The following is a 17616-nucleotide window of genomic DNA, read 5'->3' as shown; positions in this document are numbered from 1 at the left end:
ATTTAACGGTGATACATATGAACCATGTAGAGACGCGATATATCGCGTCTCTACAAAGTTTGCTAACATACATTAAATCAGTAACGCATTTTATCTTTTTGTAGCGAAAAGCTGTGCAACCATTTCTGCACGAGATGAAACTTTCAGCTTACGGAACATTCGCTTTAAAGCCTGCTTGACGGAATTCTTGGTAATCCAAAGCTCATTTCCAATTTCTGCGTTTGTTTTTCCTAAAGCAACCAATTCGGCAATTTGTAATTCACGAGCCGTCAAAAGATTAGTTTTGTCAGGTTGATGCTGCGATTTTACTGTTGCAGCCCAAACAGATAAATGCAAGCAGATGGCACTCAAATCGGCTAAATTTTGGTTATCAAAAGCAGGCATTGACTTTTCACGGGTACAGCCCACTACACCCACTAGTTGACCGCAATTTACAATTGGTCCTGCCATCACGTGCCAATGATCGGCACGGGGACAAATTGTGTTCCAAGCCTTTGGTGAAATTACTAATTCTTCATGAACGGGACTATGGCGTTCTACCAAATAACGTACAACAGGATTATGTTTGATAGATAATCCAACTTTTAATATTTTCTGAAGATTGCTATCTGAAGCAGGAAATTGGTCGAAAAAAAAATTGCAGACCGTTTAGCTGTAAAGTACTCACCAATAAGCGGCATAATCTGCACTCTCATATCATGTTCGCTATGAACCTGGTTGATGGCTTCAAAAAGAGACTTCAAGGAAATTGTCATAGCTAAAATTATCCGAAGTGTACCCGATTGGGGTCTAGAAACATTAAATAACTCAAATTATATTGTCTTTAACCTTAAAAACAAATTTGGAAAGGTAAAAATGACACAAGATGCAATTTTCAGCCCCTTTTTTGCAACATTATTTTTAACATTTATAGTCTGGGTATATATGTATATCCGCCGTATCAGTTTTCTTAAAACAACAAAGGTTCAGCCGACAGAACTTACACCAAGTGCGCTGGCACAGATATCACCACCAAGCGTATTGAATCCATCAGATAACCTAAAGAACTTATTTGAGATTCCAATACTTTTCTATGCCCTTATCTTATACATATACGTTACAAAGCAGGTGGATACAGTTTATGTAAACGCTGCATGGATTTTTGTTGTATTTCGCACATTACATAGTGTTGTCCATTGCACGTTCAATTACATCATGCTGCGATTTTACCTTTACCTATTCGCCACACTCGCGGTATGGTTCATTGCAATCCGCGCAGCCTTAATCCATTTCAGCATATAAATTGCAGCGTTAGCAACCAAGCATCTTGAGGAAATTATCGCAAGGGAGCAAGATGCTCCTACTAACAATTACCAATTACCAATTACCAATTACCAATTACCAATTACAACTTTTGTAGTAATTCCTGAGTTAATTGAGTAAACGCTTTTGAACCTCCCGATTGAGGGCTATTTAACACCACCGGCATAAAACTATCAACTGCTTTAGCGACCTTTACATCAACGGGAATTTGACAGAAGATAAATATTTAACATTACTTATCAAGCAACGCCGAAATCCTTATATTCCATATAATATGAGAATTGCTGTGACACAAACTTCACCCTACGCGATCGCCTCAAGATGCAATCTCGAACTAAACCATCACAGCAACTATAAAAAGGACTGAACTAAATGAACAACAACCCTTCTAACGCTCCTGCACAATGTCCCTTTCGTGGAACCCGCGTTGGAGGCGCGCTCGGTTCTAAGCCGCAAACTGATGATTGGTGGCCGAATCGACTTCAGGTTGAGCTGCTTCACCAAAATTCACCCCTGGCTAACCCGCTAAAAGATTTTGACTACCAGGAAGCGTTTGGGAAGATTGACTTCCAGCAGTTGAAAAGCGATATCAAAACTCTACTGACAGATTCAAAAGACTGGTGGCCAGCCGACTACGGCAACTACGGACCTCAAATGGTTCGCATGGCATGGCACTCTGCGGGAACCTACCGCATCGCAGACGGTCGTGGTGGAGCGAGTCGAGGTATGCAGCGCTTCGCCCCGATTAATTCTTGGTGGGATAATGGCAACACAGATAAATCACGACGGCTGCTCTGGCCAATCAAGCAGAAATACGGCGCGGCACTGAGTTGGGCAGATTTAATGATTCTGGTCGGCAACTGCTCGCTCGAAATTATGGGTCTGAAGACCTTTGGCTACGGCGGTGGTCGCATTGATGCTTGGGAAGCAGATCGCGCCACCTACTGGGGACCTGAATTCTGGAACGGTGAAGCGTTCGGAGAAAATGGCAAGCAGCACGAGGGACATCCAAATGAAATGGTCACTCGAACAATTCGCTGGAACGGCGAACCCAAAGACGAACACTACGACCTCGAAAACCCTTTGGGAGCTTCGCACCAAGCTTTAATCTACGTCGATCCAGAAGGTCCTGATGGAAGCGGAGACCCAATTGCATCTGCCCGCGACATCCGCGAGACTTTTGCGCGCATGGCGATGAACGATGAGGAAACTGTAGCGTTGATTGCGGGTGGTCATGCTTTTGGTAAAAGCCACGGCATGGTTGCGGCAGATAAGATCGGGCCAGCCCCCGAAGGTGCGCCGATTCAAGCAATGGGTTTGGGGTGGCAAAATCCTGAAGGCACAGGGTTTGCAGAATACACAATGACGAACGGGATTGAAGGTTCATGGACACCAAACCCAACCCAGTGGGATAACAGCTACCTAGAAAATCTCTTTAAATACGACTGGGAACAAACCAAAAGCCCATCTGGTGCGATTCAGTGGAAGCCAAGCAATCCAGATGCGCCGAAAACGCCAGACGCGCACAAATCTGGTGTCGAGCATTCGTTAATGATGATGACTTCAGACGTTGCGTTGAAGGAAGATGGAGCCTATCGTCAAGTTTGTCAACGTTTTCTCGGTGATTTCGAGTACTTTAGCGATACATTTGCGCGTGCTTGGTACAAACTTACTCATCGGGACATGGGACCAAAAGTACGCTATCTTGGCCCAGAAGTTGCCGAAGAAGATCTGTCTTGGCAAGATCCGATTCCAGCACTTGACCACGATGTTGTAAATGATGCCGATATTAGTTCTCTTAAGGACAAGATTTTGGCGAGCGGACTCTCAGTTTCGGCACTGGTGTCGGCAGCTTGGGCATCGGCATCAAACTATCGCGACTCTGACAAGCGCGGTGGTGCAAATGGTGCGCGTGTTCGCCTAAATCCGCAAAAAGACTGGGAAGTGAACCGTCCGCAGGAACTCAGTCAGGTTTTATCGTCTCTTGAGCAAATTCAGGCGGATTTTAACGGCACTCAGTCGGGTAACAAAAAAATCTCGATGGCGGATCTTATTGTCCTCGGTGGCTGCGCTGCTGTCGAAAAAGCTGCCAAAGATGCTGGAATTGATACCAGTGTTCCATTTACGACCGGTAGAATGGATACTACTCAAGAACTTACAGATGTTGAAAGCTTTGAATGGCTCAAGCCAGTTTCGGACGGCTTCAGAAATTACCATAACGAGGCTGTGGGCTATAAGGTGAAGGCGGAGCGCATCTTCCTCGATCGCGCACAGATGCTTACACTAACCGCTCCCGAGTGGACGGTTCTTGTCGGTGGACTTCGTGTCCTCGATCAAAACTGGGATGGTTCAAAGCATGGTATATTTACCGATCGACCTGGCGTTTTGACCAATGACTTTTTCCGTGTCTTGACCAGTATGGACTACGAGTGGAAGCCAATCGACAATCGCGAGATGCTTTTTAATATATGCGATCGCGAAACAGGCGAAACGAAGTTTACGGCGACACGCTGCGATCTAGTCTTCGGCTCAAATGCGGAACTGCGTCAGGTGGCTGAAGTCTACGGTGCCAATGACGGTAACGAGCGCATGGTTAAGGACTTCGTTGTAGCTTGGAACAAGGTAATGATGCTCGATCGCTTTGACGTTCGCGCTTAACCTAGAATTATTGTACTGGTGGATGATTCCGTAGGATTGTCACCCATGTAGAGACGTTGCAGTGCAACGTCTCCATATTTTGGGTTTGTTAACCGATATGTAGCAAAAATCAAAATCCGCTCTCCTCAATTTTCTTTATTAACAACTAAGCAAAGTTGTAAGTATTCCTACCATATAATCAGTCAAATCTTGGTCAATAACAACACCAGTGGTTTTCCACCAGCGATCGTTTAGGTCTAAATTTCGCACCTGTTCTGTATCGACCGATCCTGTAATAGATAAATTGTCTGGCAATGACACTAAGGTTTTAATTTCGGGCTTGATAGTATTAGTTATAGGTAAAACAATAACCATCTTGCGCCGATGATTAAACTTAGTGTTGCTAATGACCAAGCAAGGTCTGGTTTTTCCCTGTTGCTCCCTACCCGAAGTTGGATTAAGGTTTATTCTGATAATTTCTCCTCTTTGAACGCTCACATTAACTCTCTCCCCTGTGGTTCAGACTCAAGAAAGTCCTGCAAATCTTCTGGATGTCTGTAATCTTCAGGAATACTATCTAAGATTTCATCCAAAGTTGGCAATGTTTTATCTTGCTCTATAATCAAGCGATCGCCTTCTAGACTTACCAAAATGTTGGTGTCAGCCTCCAATTTGAGATCGTTGACTATCGAACTAGGGACGATTAACCCCAAGCTATTCCCCCATTTTCTGATTTGACTTTTGATTTTCATAAATTAGACATAATATAATTAGACATAATATAACAAATTAGGGGAGCAAGATGCTCCCATTGCAATTACCAATGCCCAATCCCCAATTCCCAATTACAGTTTATTTAACAATTCCTGAGTCAACTGACTAAAAGCTTTTGAACCTCCCGATTGAGGACTATTTAATACAACAGGCATAAAACTATCAACTGCCTTAGCAACATTTACATCAACAGGAATTTGCGTTTGACAGATTTTTTCAGCACCATAATCTTGATAAACGCGGTTAATTACCTGCTTATAATATCTTCCAGTTAACATATTGCTGTTGGACATTGTAAACACAATTCCCAGCATTGAAATATTTATATTTGCCTCGTTTTCGTGACTTTCTTTCAACTGGGCAATGCGTCTTTCTAATAATTGAATACCCACCACAGATAAAGGTTCTGGCTTAGCAGGAAGAACGTAAAAATCACTCGTAGCTAAAGCACTACGGGTTAAAAGATTGTAGCCGGGAGCGCAATCGAGAAGAATAAAATCATATTCATTGCGTACAGGTTCTAAAATCTTACCCAGTAACACTCTTTCAAAACGATTCCAAATTGCTTCAAAGTTATTTTCACCCAGACTTACTGCTTGCTGGTGCAGCATTTGTGAAACAACAAATTCATCGTATAAATCAATATCTCCAGGTAATAAATCAAGCCCCGAAAGATTATTAAGTGAAGGTTGAACAATCTCTGTAATTGATAATTTTTCCCTATTTGGTGATTTAACAATATCATCGATCAAATACCTTAAAGTCCGCCTTTTTTTCCGCAGCTTAGCAAACTCAATCGGCGACATCATACTTAGAGTAGCGCTGATTTGGGTATCTAAATCCAACACAAGCACCCGCTTACCGTGATTTTTAGCCAAACAAGTTGCCAAATTAACAGTAAGAGTAGTTTTACCCACTCCACCCTTCATATTTGCAGTAGAAATTACATATCCCATACTTTAACTCCTCTTCCTCTGTAAACGTATCTATAACAGTAAATTCGATTTTAGATTTTGGGCTTGTAGTAGCGCTTTAGCGCATCCGGATTCGACAATATGAGGGGCTAAAGCGCTACTACGAACCTTCACAATGTTTTATGATTAAAAGCAGTCAGATTATACCTGTGAGTTGATTATTGGTAAAGCGAATTAACGTATTTCTTTAAAAATAGAAAATTTATTGATTAGCCCTCACACTCGCCTTGGAATAAATTCCCAGGCTAATAAACGAAGTCTGATAAATCAGACTGCATAAAGCATTTGGTAGGTTTTAATTCTTAAAGAATCTAAAACCATGCAATGTTCTCAACACCACCAAGAAATGCAATTTCCCGCTCTTATACAAAAGTCCTATAAATATTATGGAACAAAACTTTCAGTGCGTTTCAACGTACTTTGTATATCAGCCGCTTAATTTATTCCAAGGCGTGAAAGCAAATCGCGGATGCTGCAAAAAATCATTTCAAATCAATATTCTTCGCATACAAACTCTGCAACCGATGTAATTTAGAATTGACTTGGTATAGCAAATCACCTTTACCTAACAAATAAGCAGCAGCTGTTTTTTTGTTATCCCCTAAAATCATTTTAGAATCGGCTTCGCTAGCAGTACGTAAAGCAACTCTTCCCGGTAAATTCGAGCGAATTAACGGTGTAACTACTGAAGCTTCCGGGCGTTGAGTAGCAATTATTAAATGAATTCCGGCGGCGCGTGCTTTTGCACCCAAACGTTTTATACTTTGTTCTAAAGCACTACGAGATTCTTTTTCAGCCATAAAATCGGCGTATTCGTCAAAAATGCAGACGATGCGAGGTAAAGGTTTATCGACACGTTGATTATAAGCAGCTAAATCGGCGCATCCGGTTTTTTCAAACTGCTCATAGCGATATTCCATTTCCGAAACCAACTTATCCATCAATTCGATCGCATCTTCACTATCTTTAACTATTTGTGAATAAAGCCAAGGCATTTTTTCAAATTCGGGAAAAGTAACTCGTTTGGGATCTACCAAAGCAATTTTTAGCTGCTGCGGAGAATAGCGTTTTAGTAGACTGAGAAGTTGCGATCGCAAAAATTCGCTTTTACCGCTTCCGGTTGTACCACCAACTAAAAAGTGGCAGGTGTTGGGATCTGATAAATCTGCTTCTACTAATTTTCCTTCTAAATTTACGCCAATAGCAATTTTTACCGATGTAGTTTCGGGTAATTTTTCTGACTTGATATAATCATCAAATAAAGCTGCCTTTCTATTAGGGTTGGGTAAATCAACGCTGACGTATCCAGCTTGTGTAGCGATTAACGGTGGATTTTCTAATCCCAACTGTACCTGTAAATCTGCTGATAATTTGATAATCGAAATAACTTTTACACCCGATTGAGGCTTTATTTTTACCCTTATAAAACTGGGTGCAACAACAGCTTCGATAAAATTTACCTTAATTCCAAAGGATTGTAAGGTAGTTACTAATTCCTCACCAATTGCATCAGCGTTAACAGAATCTTCCTCTTCTTTTTCTTCTTCAAGCCCCCCTTGCTCAAGGGGGGTTGGGGGGATCTTAATTGAATCTTCTTCAAGCCCCCCTTCCTCAAGGGGGGTTGGGGGGATCTTTACCGCATCACCAAAATAACTTTGACACTTTTCTTGCTGGGGACAAATTTCGCATAAATAAGGCTGAGTTGTTGAAGGTGGGCAATTAGGTTGAGAATGTTCCCAATTTAACCATTCTTGCATCTGCTCTAATTTGTAGGGAATCAACTGATTTACAGTATTTTCTAATTGCTCCCAATCATAATAGTACTCTTTAAACTCCGGTAAAACGCAATAAACAGCCGAATCTACAGGTACTTGCTGCTTTTGTTGCAACATATAACCGTAAAGGGAAACTTGCGCTAATTGTGCCGATGGATCTAATTGTTGATAAGTTTTAAACTCAATTACACACAACCGCTTGCGTTCCCAATTGTATATCAAACAGTCGAATTCTCCCCTGACTTGTTGTTGGGTTCCATTTGGTAAATTGAAATAATGTTCTAATTTACGTTCTTCTGAAATAAAAGTGCTGCGAATTACGCTTTCTGCACTGCAATAGCGTCTATTTACGATCAAAATTTCTGCAAAGCGTTTAATTACACCTTGCAATCCCTGCCAAACTTTCAGCAATGGTTGAGCTTTGCTACTATCTTTCGCAACAATTTTTTCTAGGTAAGATAAAAATTTAGCTTGATAAAAAATCTGCTGCATTTCTCCAGCAACTTTTTCTATCTGTAACTGCGATGCTTCTAGTTGGAATAATTCTTTAAATCTAGGTTCGCTAATTGCTAAATTAATAAATTCATCGACTAAATAATGAAATATTTTACCGATTCCAGTTACAGTATCGCGGGGAATAAATAATGTATTTCCGCCAGATTTATCGCTGAGATAAAACAGACGCGGACATTCAAATGCAACTCTAACTTTGGTAACAGTTAAGGAAGAAGGATCGGTTTTTTTTGCCCATTTGTTTGTATTAGCTGCCATATCAAAAATATTATTGTTACTATCGGAATTAAAATCGGAATTAAAATCTAAATTAAAACCTAATAAATAGCGATGCACGGCAGCTAGATAAACCGTATCCATTGCCGCATAATGTAATTGTTTTTCTGCAAGAGGGCGTTTTCCCCAATCGCTAGCTCCAGATTCAGCATCTACATCAGTAAAATTGCAAAGTTCTGTTGCTAAAATTTTAAGTTTTAGATTAGACGTTTTTAATTTGTAGCGAGTAATTTTTCTAGATATTTTCAGCGTACAGGTAACATTTGGAATTGATTTTCCCCCTAGATATCTTAAATCAAAACTGGCATTGTGAAATACCTTTTCTATTTGGGGATTAACCATAATTTGGTTAATAAAATATGCTGCTAAATCGGGTTTATCCAACACATCCAAAATATAAGCAAACTCACCCGTTGAATCATTAGGGTTAGCTAATACCTGAATTAAAGATAGTCTGGGATTAGGAGTTCGATAGTCAGCAACTTCTGTATCCAGCCATAGTATTTTAGATGAGCTAAATTGATTTATTTGAGTTTTTATTTGAGTCGCATCTGTCAGGTAGAGCATTTAGATATATATATTGATGAAATATGATTTTAAAAACCTCTCTCCAAACCTCTCTCCTGCAAGGAGAGAGGCTTTGATATTATTCCCCATTCCCTTATAGGGAAGGGGGTTAGGGGGTTAGGTTCCGAGATGTTGTAAACTATTAAACTAAGCAATCAAACAAACCAATTGATCTTCCAACTTAGCTTTGGGATCGAGAATTTTAACTTTCCTTTCCTTACATAAAGCTTGAATTTGTGATATCACATCATTTTCACTGACATCAGGAAACTCAGCAATAGAATGTGTGATTAAAGTGGGAGTTCCCATAACGCTTTGAGTTTTTACCAAATTCAATAATAATTTTTTGACTGGTTCAAAATCTGGTTCTATTATCTCTTTATCAACAATTCCTAACTCTTGCAATAAAGTACATTTATCTAATAATTGAGATTCCCGAATTAAGGATTGTAGTTGTGGTAATTTAATTGTGTTACCAGCAATGACTAACTCATGAGCTAAAGCCGAATTTACCAAACTATGATAAGTAGCTAACAAGTGAACAGAAGCTAGATTGGGCTTAATATGAATATTTTTACTACCTGTAAAAATTTGCTGATACAGTTGATAACCCTTGAGCTTGCCGTTACCAACATTACCACTTCTAATCAGATACAGTTTGTCAGAAAGCTGTTTATTTATCGCTTTATTAGAAGCATTCATGACATTATAGAAACTTACCATGTTAGAATCTTCCGTCCAAACTATTCCTACCCTTTCGCGGTTTCGTGATTGTTCATAGCTCAAAGAATAACCCGCATATTTCCCACTAATAAGTTTTGGTTCAATGCCGTTAATTTGTAATGCTTCTAAGGCTTCTTTTAACATCCCAATTAAATCGGGTGCTGATAAAAAAGTGATTTTAGAGATTTTCTCTTGAATTTTCCTATATTCTTTTTGCCATAGCAATTGAAATTCAGCCGCAATTGTGTCCTCGTTTATTGCTCCCCGTGTCGTAGTAATAACTATGGGAGGTTTAGTTTGTCCGGGAGTTTTGATGCGAAATTTAACATTTTTGCTGCCTTCGTCTTGTGCGGGTATAGTACTATTAATCAGCGATAGTTTATATTTGTGATACTGATTCCTTGCCACAGTGAGCGCATTTCTTGGTAAAGTTTTACCACCGAGAAAACTTTCTTCTAAAAACTGCCGATCAAATGGAAAAATAGCTGATGTCGGCTGTACAACGGCTTTTTTATGTAAAGGCTTGAGACGATAAGCCCAAAGTGCTTCTACTTGTTCTAAGTTGATTTTTTTTAGTTTTATTGTTTTATCAATTCTGTCTCTATCTGCTGGGGGAATGCTGTCTAAATTTCTTCTTAATGTATTAGTAATTACGCTAATAATAACTAAAAAGTTTTTCAGATAGCTATTATGAATAGTTGTATTGACATTGAATAAAGATTGAAAATCTTGATAATCAGGGGACAAACGAGGAATATTATCCAAATTGTCAAAACATAAAACAATCGGTTGGGTTTGAGTAGAAATTCTGCCAAAGTTTGCCAAAATATTTTTAGCAGCATCTTCTGAATCAATGCAGCTTCTAACCTTTAAAAGTTCCATCGACTCTTCGCTTAAGTCATCTCCCCGCAACCACTCGCAAGCAATCTGCTGTAATTCTGGATTTGTTAAATCGTGCAGTACACCAAAAAAAAAGTCGGGGTTGTATATTCCTGCTCGATTGTAGGTTTTCTTGAGATGTTGGATAAATTTAAGGCGATCGCTCTGCAACAACTGCGAAATACTGTTGTCTTTGGTAAAGGCTGATAAGCTTTTGAGCCACAGCATCAACTGCGACTCTTGCTGTCCTTCGGGAACTTGAATTAAGCTATCAACTGTAGAACGTAAAACGTGTCTCCAGATATAATCGCTATCAGCCCAAGGACCGATATAAGCAAAAAAGGCTTTAGAATTAAGAATACGTTTGAGACGACCTAATAAATAGCTTTTACCAGAACCAGAGTCACCTAAAAGTAACAAGCTACGGCTACGATTATCTCTAATAACTAAATCGAGAACTCCTTCAACTTCACCGATTACTTCTTGATGAATTGAGTCAATACTGTCACTTGAATCCTGTTTTTCTCCCCAAAAGTTACCTGGTTTCAAATCTATAAGGTCAAAAGGATTGACCTCACTTTGAATAATATTTTTGATAGATGTCATGATTAAACTATGGTGTGAGTCGCGAATCGAAATTAAAAATAGTGTTTAGTACCGGATATTGTTATTCAATTGAAATAAAGAACAACGGGCCACCAGCATTTTGCACAATCCCAGCATCAATTTGTTCGGGAGTGTAAGCGCTAGCTTCTTGCAAAGTACCTAAATCAATTTTGTCGTCAGCTTGTAAGCGATAAAGTGCTTTATCTAACTCATCCCGCGACAACGGTGGCTGTAATTTTTGCCGCAAATGGAAGATGGGTAAATAATTTTCAGTTCCTATTTCCTTATCTAATTTCCGGATAATTTCTAAAATATCTTCGTCAGTAATATTAGTAATTTCTACAGGAGACTCCGTAGTAATACCAGCTTGTTCCGACTTCCAAAGTAGAGTTTTCCGTAAAAAGCGCAGGTAATTATTTAATAAATCCAAACTTATAGTTTTTCTATAGTTTTTCTCCGGAACAAAATCATCTCGTAATAACTCAATTCCGCGTTCGGTTAGCCATACTTCAGCTTTTGTTCTTTTACGTTTGATTTCAGCTTCAACTAATCCGCGATCGCCTAATTTTTTTAAAATCTCTTCTTTCTGTGCAGCTTTCAACGAAGATTTGATTTTACTCGGTGCAACTTTTCCCGCAGCTTTACTGACATTCTCCAGTATCTTCAGTTCTTTATCCTCGATGGGTATCTGTGCCGCATCAAGTTCCAATAAAGCCTTGCCTGGAGGTAAAATCTTGACATTAGCAATCTCGCGAGAATAATCGATGATTTCGCGATCGCCTAAACTTTGGCAAATTGAGTTTTTACCTTTAAATGATTTAAAAAGGTTGCCGCTCAATGTTGAGCGGTAGTTTTCGCAACCTAACAACTTAAGTAAGAACTTTAACTCGTTCGTATCCATAGGGGTAATCTTGCCTTCATATCAGTCAGCACTACCTGACTGCGAAGGTTGTAGGTTTGTTTCCTTTTTATACTAACGAAATATGCTGTTACTACGCTGCAAGATTACTAATTGAAAAAGAGTTAGGAGTTATGAATTATCTCCCCATCCCCCCATCCCCTTGTCTCCCCATCCCCCTATCTCACCCCTTAACCTTCCGCAAAGCATCAAACGCTCTACCCCTAACGCTCAGAGGTAACAAAGATAACCCCAAACCAGTCCATGCTTTAGCAGTAGAAAAAGATTTACCTTTCCTAACCAATTCTCTTCCCTTATCAGTTTCACCAGTTTCAATTAACCGCAAACCCAACAATAATTGAGTTTCCTGCAAACGCTTTAATCTAATATTCTCCAACTTCTGAGAATCAAACTTATAGCTTTGCAAATACTGCTGCTTTCCTGTTAAATAAGGAATTGCGCGATCGATTCCTTGCTGCTCTGCGTGAACTCGATATTCCATCAACAATTTCGGCAAATAATAACCTTTCTTCCCAGCCAAAGCCAAACGCACGAATAAGTCATTATCCTCGCAATTTTGCCAATTTGGCTGCATAAATCCAACTTCGACAACAGTTTGACGGCGAAATAGAGTTGCGCCAATTTGAAAACTTTGATTTACAAATACAGCTTCCAAAAGATTATTTACAACGCCTGACGCTAAATCTTTTCTTCCCCAAATACGGGAATTCTCCATAGTTTGAGCTTCATCGCGCTGATTATTAATATCAATTATCCAATGATCTGTACCAACAAAATCTATAGTAGAATCTTGTTCGAGGATTGCAGCAGTTTCCGCAATAAAATCCGGCGTTAAGCGATCGTCATCGTCAAACTTGATAAAATAATCACCCGTCGCAGCATCAAAACCGGAACGCATATTATTACTTTTACCAATATTTTGCTGATGGCGAATATATTTAATCCGATTATCTTGATACTTAGACATCAAATCCGCAGTACCATCGCTAGAGCCATCATCGCAAACAATCAACTCAAAATCTTGATAAGTTTGTTTGAGTACGCTTTCGATCGCAACAGGCAGCAAATCAATACGGTTAAATGTAGGAATACAAATACTAACTTTAGGCATAATATTAAAATAGGGAATTGGGAATTGGGCATTGGGCATTGGAAGTTTCTAGTGCGAGCATCTTGCTCGCTAGGAATAAAAATCTTGCTCGCTGTAAATAAATAGGGAGCGAGACGCTCCCACTACGGTATAGCTCCTAACTTTCCTATGCCCCATGCTAGGGTGTTGACTTTGATAGAAATTCCACGTTTTTCGTTCACACAACTTTTATGCCGGTAACAATCGCAACACTTATCCCTCACCCCGCCTGCGGCACCCCTCTCCCAAGCTTGGGAGAGGGGAGGGGGAGAGGGCACTCCGCATGAACACCAACGCATTTTTTGCATAAATTTTTATCTTTTAAAAAGGTATAGAATCAACAGCCTAGCCCCATGCCCCATCCCCAGTATAAATTTATTAATTCGCTTTAAAAACCAACTCCACCCCTTGTTTTGCTGTCTTAGATTCATTTAAAATAAATTCATTTGGTCTTTGATATTCTTTGAAGAGCTTTTCGATATTATATAATTCTATCGGTTCCATAAAATCGAACAACCTCAACTCAGGAAGCATTTCTGTTTTATCAATATAATGGTGAATTTTTGTATTAACACCGCTAATACCAACACTAGGTATGCCGAGAATATCAGCCAATATTACAGAATGCAAGCGGTTGCCGAAGTGTAAATCCATATTGCTTAAAATCTCTACAAACTCGATTGGTTTTTCCCAAGAGTGCAGTTTATAGTTAGATTCAGGTAAATATTTTTTAAGTAAGTGATGAAATTTATTATCGTTTCTTTCTTCTCCGACATGGGCTGGTAATAAATGAATGACTGAATTATATTTTTCAATAAAGGGTATTAGCTGTTGTGCGTAAAATTCTCCTCTTCCTTCACCCCACCAAAATTTTCCAGAAAAAGAAATATTTTTGATTTCGTTCTTATTTTTTTCTTTGATATAAGGTTGGTAATAATCTAAATCTAAGAATGCTAAGTCACCACCCAAACAACAGGCTTTAATCGGCTTAAGTTTTTGCAGAGCCGATTCGTAAGATTGTTTGTCTCTTAAATAAAGTAAATCGGCATTTTGAAAAACTTGACTTTTATTTTCTTTTTCATCGGAATTAATAGTTTCTAAACCTACGCCAAGGAAGCAGAAGCTTTTCCCAGTCCATTTTGATAATGACTGCAATCTTAATAAATTTGTGGGTTTATCTTCGATATTTAAAGTACCTCCACCCCAGATTAAACAGTTGCTTTGTAAAATAATAGAAAGTCTTTTTAACTTAGATAGCTTATTAGCCGCAAAAAACCTAACTTTATCTGTAGTCAGCTCGTAATAATCTTCCTGACAAAATACGAATATTTTTTTTACATCTTGCTTTTTAGCAAAATAATTAATTAACTGACGTAAAAATAAATCATCACCAACATTATGAAAACCATAATATCCCATTAATAAAATATTCATTTCAATTCTCCTTACTTGTAAAAAATATTTAACATGACTTAAAACAATTATTTAATAAAATATTGACATTAATTAATTGGCAAATATATCATAGTATTTTACCCATAAAAACAATTATTATTTGTTTTCAAAAATATATAAATTTTTCCGGATATTAATCAACTAAATATTGCTAATTATATAGACAATAATTCTAATTATTTCAATTCAAAACAACGCAAAACCCTATGAACATCTTGATACTATCTTCTACATTTCCTTATCCACCGACTCGCGGTGGAACTCAAGTTAGAACTTTTAATTTACTTAAGTATTTAAGCAAAAATCATCACATTACCCTGGTGACTCAACCCGAACCTGGAGTTACTGAAACAGAAATCGAAGGATTGCGGGATTGTGTGGATAAACTAGTCCTTTTTAATCGTCCCCATGACTCTGGTACCACCGGAGGAATACTGAAAAAAATTCAGCGTCTGAATAAATTTGTCAGTGAAGGTATCCCACCAAGCGTATTTAATCGCTACTCTGTGGATATGCAAAACTGGATTGATTACTACGTAGAAGCGGGTAAATGCGACACTATTACCAGCGAACACAGCGTTAATGAAATTTACGTGCGCCCTAGTTTCCAAAAAAAGATACGTACCGTAGTCAATGTTCATAGTTCGGTATACGGTAGCTGTCTTAATCAATTACAAAACGGAATTTCTGAAAATCCTTTACGAGATAAAATAAATTTACCCTTATTGCGTCGTTACGAAAAAACCTACTGCAATAAATTTTCAGCAATTGTAGCGACAACCGAAGAAGACAAAACTCAGTTACGGGAATTCAATTCACAAAGCGAAATGATGGTGATTCCCAACGGTGTCGATTTAGTCATGTTCCCCAATCGTACAGCAGATCCAGGAGGACACCGTTTAGTTTTCATCGGTGCAATGGATAATTTAGCAAACATTGATTCTGTATGCTTTTTCTGTAACGAAGTTTTACCCGAAATTCAAAAACAATATCCTGACGCAACCTTTGATATCGTAGGCTCTCGCCCAGTTGCAGAAGTATTAGCGCTCAAAGAAAAACCCGGAGTTAACGTCACCGGGAAAGTCCCTTCAATGGCAGAATATTTACACAAATCCACAGTTTGTGTAGTGTCAATGCGGACTGGTTTCGGAATCAAGAACAAAACTTTAGAAGCAATGGCTGCTGGTATACCCGTCGTCGGCAGCGATCGAGGTTTAGAAGGATTAGCTGTAGATGGTGAAAATGTAGAATTAAAGGCATTACGCGCCAATAAACCGCAAGAATATGTAAATGCTGTTAGTAAATTATTTGAGAATTCGCAGCTAAGAGCAGAATTATCTCACAACGCCAGAAAATTAGTAGAAACAGAATTTACCTGGGAAAGTGCGGGAAGACGTTACGAACAAGTTTGTGTGGGGAGTTAGTTGACCTTTTAAAACATTGTAGAGACGGCCATAGTATCGCGTCTCTACATTAAATTACGATGGTGGTTTCCAAATACAAATTTACTACTCCTGCGCGATCGCCTCGTACTAAGTTGTTGAAAGCGCTACGCGCTTTCAACAACTGGAAATATTTAGCCTTCAATGATGACATTTCCCTCGGCTTTAGTTACACAAGTAAGAACATAATCCTCTTCGCAATCAAAGCCTTGTTCGTAATAGACTTCTCCAGAAAGCTTATGTAACTTGCATTTACCGCAAGCTCCCATCTGACAACCGTAGGGTAATGTGATTCCTTCCTTTTGAGCTGCTTCTAAAATAGTTTCTTCTGCATCGCAAACTACTTCTTTTTGAGATTTAGTAAAAGTGACAATATTGCTTTTTTTGGAAGCTGGTTCATAAGGGGTTGAATAAAAATGTTTGGGAGTATCATCAGCTACCACAGGTAGATATTTTTTTGGTTTTTTAGAATAACCAAAGCTTTCTTCATGGTAGTTTTGCATGGGAAAATCTAACTCCCCCAATATTGCTTTTACGCTTTCTCTAAAGCTATCGGGACCGCAAACATATACAATTCTTTCTTGCAAATCATTGGCGATCGCCTTGATAGTTGCTTCGTTCAACCTGCCAGTATATCCCAACCATGTCGGGTTATATCCGCTACTGGTTAAAGTAACGGCTAACTGAAAATAAGCATTTCGAGAAGCCATTAATTCTAATTCTTGACGGAACACTATATCCTTAAGTGTTTTGGCGCTGTGGACAAAAGTAATATCAGCATTTGGAATTGTATCGCACAACCATCGAGACATAGACATCATTGGTGTGATACCGCTACCAGCAGAGATGAACATGAATTTGCGATTGAGATTATCCGGAATAGTAAAATTACCAGTCGGGGGACTAATTTTAATTTGATCGCCAAGAGTAAATTTATCGTGCAACCAGTTAGAAACTAAACCAGAAGGAACTCGTTTAACGGTGATTTCTAAATTCTGGGGACGTGAAGGGGTAGAAGAAATTGAGTAAGAGCGTTTGACTAATTTACCATTAATCTCTAATTCTAATGTTACAAACTGTCCTGGTTTATAATTGAATGTCGTCGGCGGAGAAGTAATAAAGCGAAAGGTTTTGACATCATGTGTTTCTTCAATTATTTGGCAACATTTAACTATTTGTTTATCCTGTGTATCTGAAGTTAGTTGGGTATCATCATTTTTTATTTGAGGTTTTAAAAACCAATAAGGATTTGACTTCTCTAATTTTTCTTCTTCAGACAATAGCAATAAGAAAAAATCCCCAATTTTGAGAATATCACCTAACTGTAAAATGCATTTTTGATTAACCAAAACTTCTTGATTATTCAGGCGCGAACCATCAATACTAGCAAGTTCAGTAAAGTAATAATTTTGCTGAAAGTAAGTTATTAAACCATGTATTCGACTCACCTCTGGCGTATCTAAAACTAAGTCGCAATTGGGATGTCTACCAATTAATAATGTTGAACCGTTGTCTGTTGAAGCAGCAAGTTCTTTTTCTTGTATAAAAGCTATCTTCGGATTAAAAACTGTAATTTTCATGATTAATTAAACTCCTTTGAACGATTGATTATTAGTTAATTGCTACTATTTTTGATGAATATTTT

General features: G+C 38.6%; 12 protein-coding genes and 2 pseudogenes. 3 read left to right on the top strand and 11 right to left on the bottom strand.

What is annotated here, in order from left to right:
- Positions 1-90: 90 nt before the first annotated feature.
- Positions 91-755: pseudogene (locus ACM03V_RS23310) on the bottom strand (response regulator transcription factor).
- On the opposite strand from ACM03V_RS23310, the gene ACM03V_RS23305 reads away from it, so the two are divergent.
- The gene (locus ACM03V_RS23305; RefSeq protein WP_414623183.1) at positions 721-1281 is read left to right on the top strand and encodes an MAPEG family protein; all 561 of its coding nucleotides are present in this window, start codon (positions 721-723) and stop codon (positions 1279-1281) included. The pseudogene ACM03V_RS23310 and the gene ACM03V_RS23305 overlap by 35 nt on opposite strands.
- 103 nt (positions 1282-1384) lie before the next feature.
- Here ACM03V_RS23305 and ACM03V_RS23300 read toward each other — a convergent pair.
- A pseudogene (locus ACM03V_RS23300) lies at positions 1385-1513 on the bottom strand (ParA family protein); the annotation flags it as partial.
- Positions 1514-1674: 161 nt separating this feature from the next.
- On the opposite strand from ACM03V_RS23300, the gene katG reads away from it, so the two are divergent.
- Positions 1675-3960 carry a catalase/peroxidase HPI gene (katG, locus tag ACM03V_RS23295; RefSeq protein ID WP_414623182.1) on the top strand — a complete coding sequence of 762 codons (2286 nt, stop codon included), beginning with the start codon at positions 1675-1677 and terminating at the stop codon, positions 3958-3960.
- A gap of 138 nt (positions 3961-4098) precedes the next feature.
- Here katG and ACM03V_RS23290 read toward each other — a convergent pair whose 3' ends face one another.
- From ACM03V_RS23290 to ACM03V_RS23255, 8 genes are all read right to left on the bottom strand, one after another.
- Positions 4099-4437 carry a type II toxin-antitoxin system PemK/MazF family toxin gene (locus ACM03V_RS23290; protein WP_414623181.1) on the bottom strand — a complete coding sequence of 113 codons (339 nt, stop codon included), beginning with the start codon at positions 4435-4437 and terminating at the stop codon, positions 4099-4101.
- Positions 4434-4691: an AbrB/MazE/SpoVT family DNA-binding domain-containing protein gene (locus ACM03V_RS23285; RefSeq protein ID WP_414623180.1), complete on the bottom strand. Its 258-nt coding sequence runs from the start codon at positions 4689-4691 to the stop codon at positions 4434-4436. The genes ACM03V_RS23290 and ACM03V_RS23285 overlap by 4 nt, the downstream gene beginning before the upstream one ends.
- Positions 4692-4784: 93 nt before the next feature.
- Entirely contained in the window at positions 4785-5669 is an 885-nt protein-coding gene (locus tag ACM03V_RS23280; RefSeq protein ID WP_414623179.1) for a ParA family protein, read from the bottom strand.
- 500 nt (positions 5670-6169) lie between these two features.
- Positions 6170-8818, bottom strand: coding sequence for a DNA translocase FtsK (locus ACM03V_RS23275; protein ID WP_414623178.1), 2649 nt, complete (start codon positions 8816-8818; stop codon positions 6170-6172).
- A gap of 147 nt (positions 8819-8965) precedes the next feature.
- Positions 8966-11026, bottom strand: a complete 2061-nt coding sequence (locus ACM03V_RS23270) for an ATP-binding protein (RefSeq protein ID WP_414623177.1) — start codon at positions 11024-11026, stop codon at positions 8966-8968.
- 61 nt (positions 11027-11087) lie between these two features.
- A complete protein-coding gene (locus tag ACM03V_RS23265) occupies positions 11088-11927 on the bottom strand; it encodes a transcription factor RcaD (protein ID WP_414623176.1) in 840 nt (279 codons plus the stop codon).
- 181 nt (positions 11928-12108) lie between these two features.
- On the bottom strand, positions 12109-13056 hold the full coding sequence (locus ACM03V_RS23260; RefSeq protein ID WP_414623228.1) for a glycosyltransferase family 2 protein: 948 nt from the start codon (positions 13054-13056) through the stop codon (positions 12109-12111).
- Positions 13057-13452: 396 nt separating this feature from the next.
- On the bottom strand, positions 13453-14508 hold the full coding sequence (locus tag ACM03V_RS23255; protein WP_414623175.1) for a polysaccharide pyruvyl transferase family protein: 1056 nt from the start codon (positions 14506-14508) through the stop codon (positions 13453-13455).
- 227 nt (positions 14509-14735) lie between these two features.
- On the opposite strand from ACM03V_RS23255, the gene ACM03V_RS23250 reads away from it, so the two are divergent.
- Positions 14736-15953: a glycosyltransferase family 4 protein gene (locus ACM03V_RS23250; protein ID WP_414623174.1), complete on the top strand. Its 1218-nt coding sequence runs from the start codon at positions 14736-14738 to the stop codon at positions 15951-15953.
- A gap of 152 nt (positions 15954-16105) precedes the next feature.
- Here the strand turns inward: ACM03V_RS23250 and ACM03V_RS23245 are convergent, their stop codons facing one another.
- Positions 16106-17551, bottom strand: a complete 1446-nt coding sequence (locus ACM03V_RS23245) for an FAD-binding oxidoreductase (RefSeq protein WP_414623173.1) — start codon at positions 17549-17551, stop codon at positions 16106-16108.
- Between the last annotated feature and the right edge of the window lie 65 nt (positions 17552-17616).

Origin of the sequence: Calothrix sp. CCY 0018 (assembly GCF_963920925.1) — a bacterium.
GTDB lineage: Bacteria > Cyanobacteriota > Cyanobacteriia > Cyanobacteriales > Nostocaceae > Rivularia.
The sequence above is the reverse complement of the archived record's forward strand: the minus strand, read 5'-3'. Positions and strand labels throughout refer to the sequence as shown.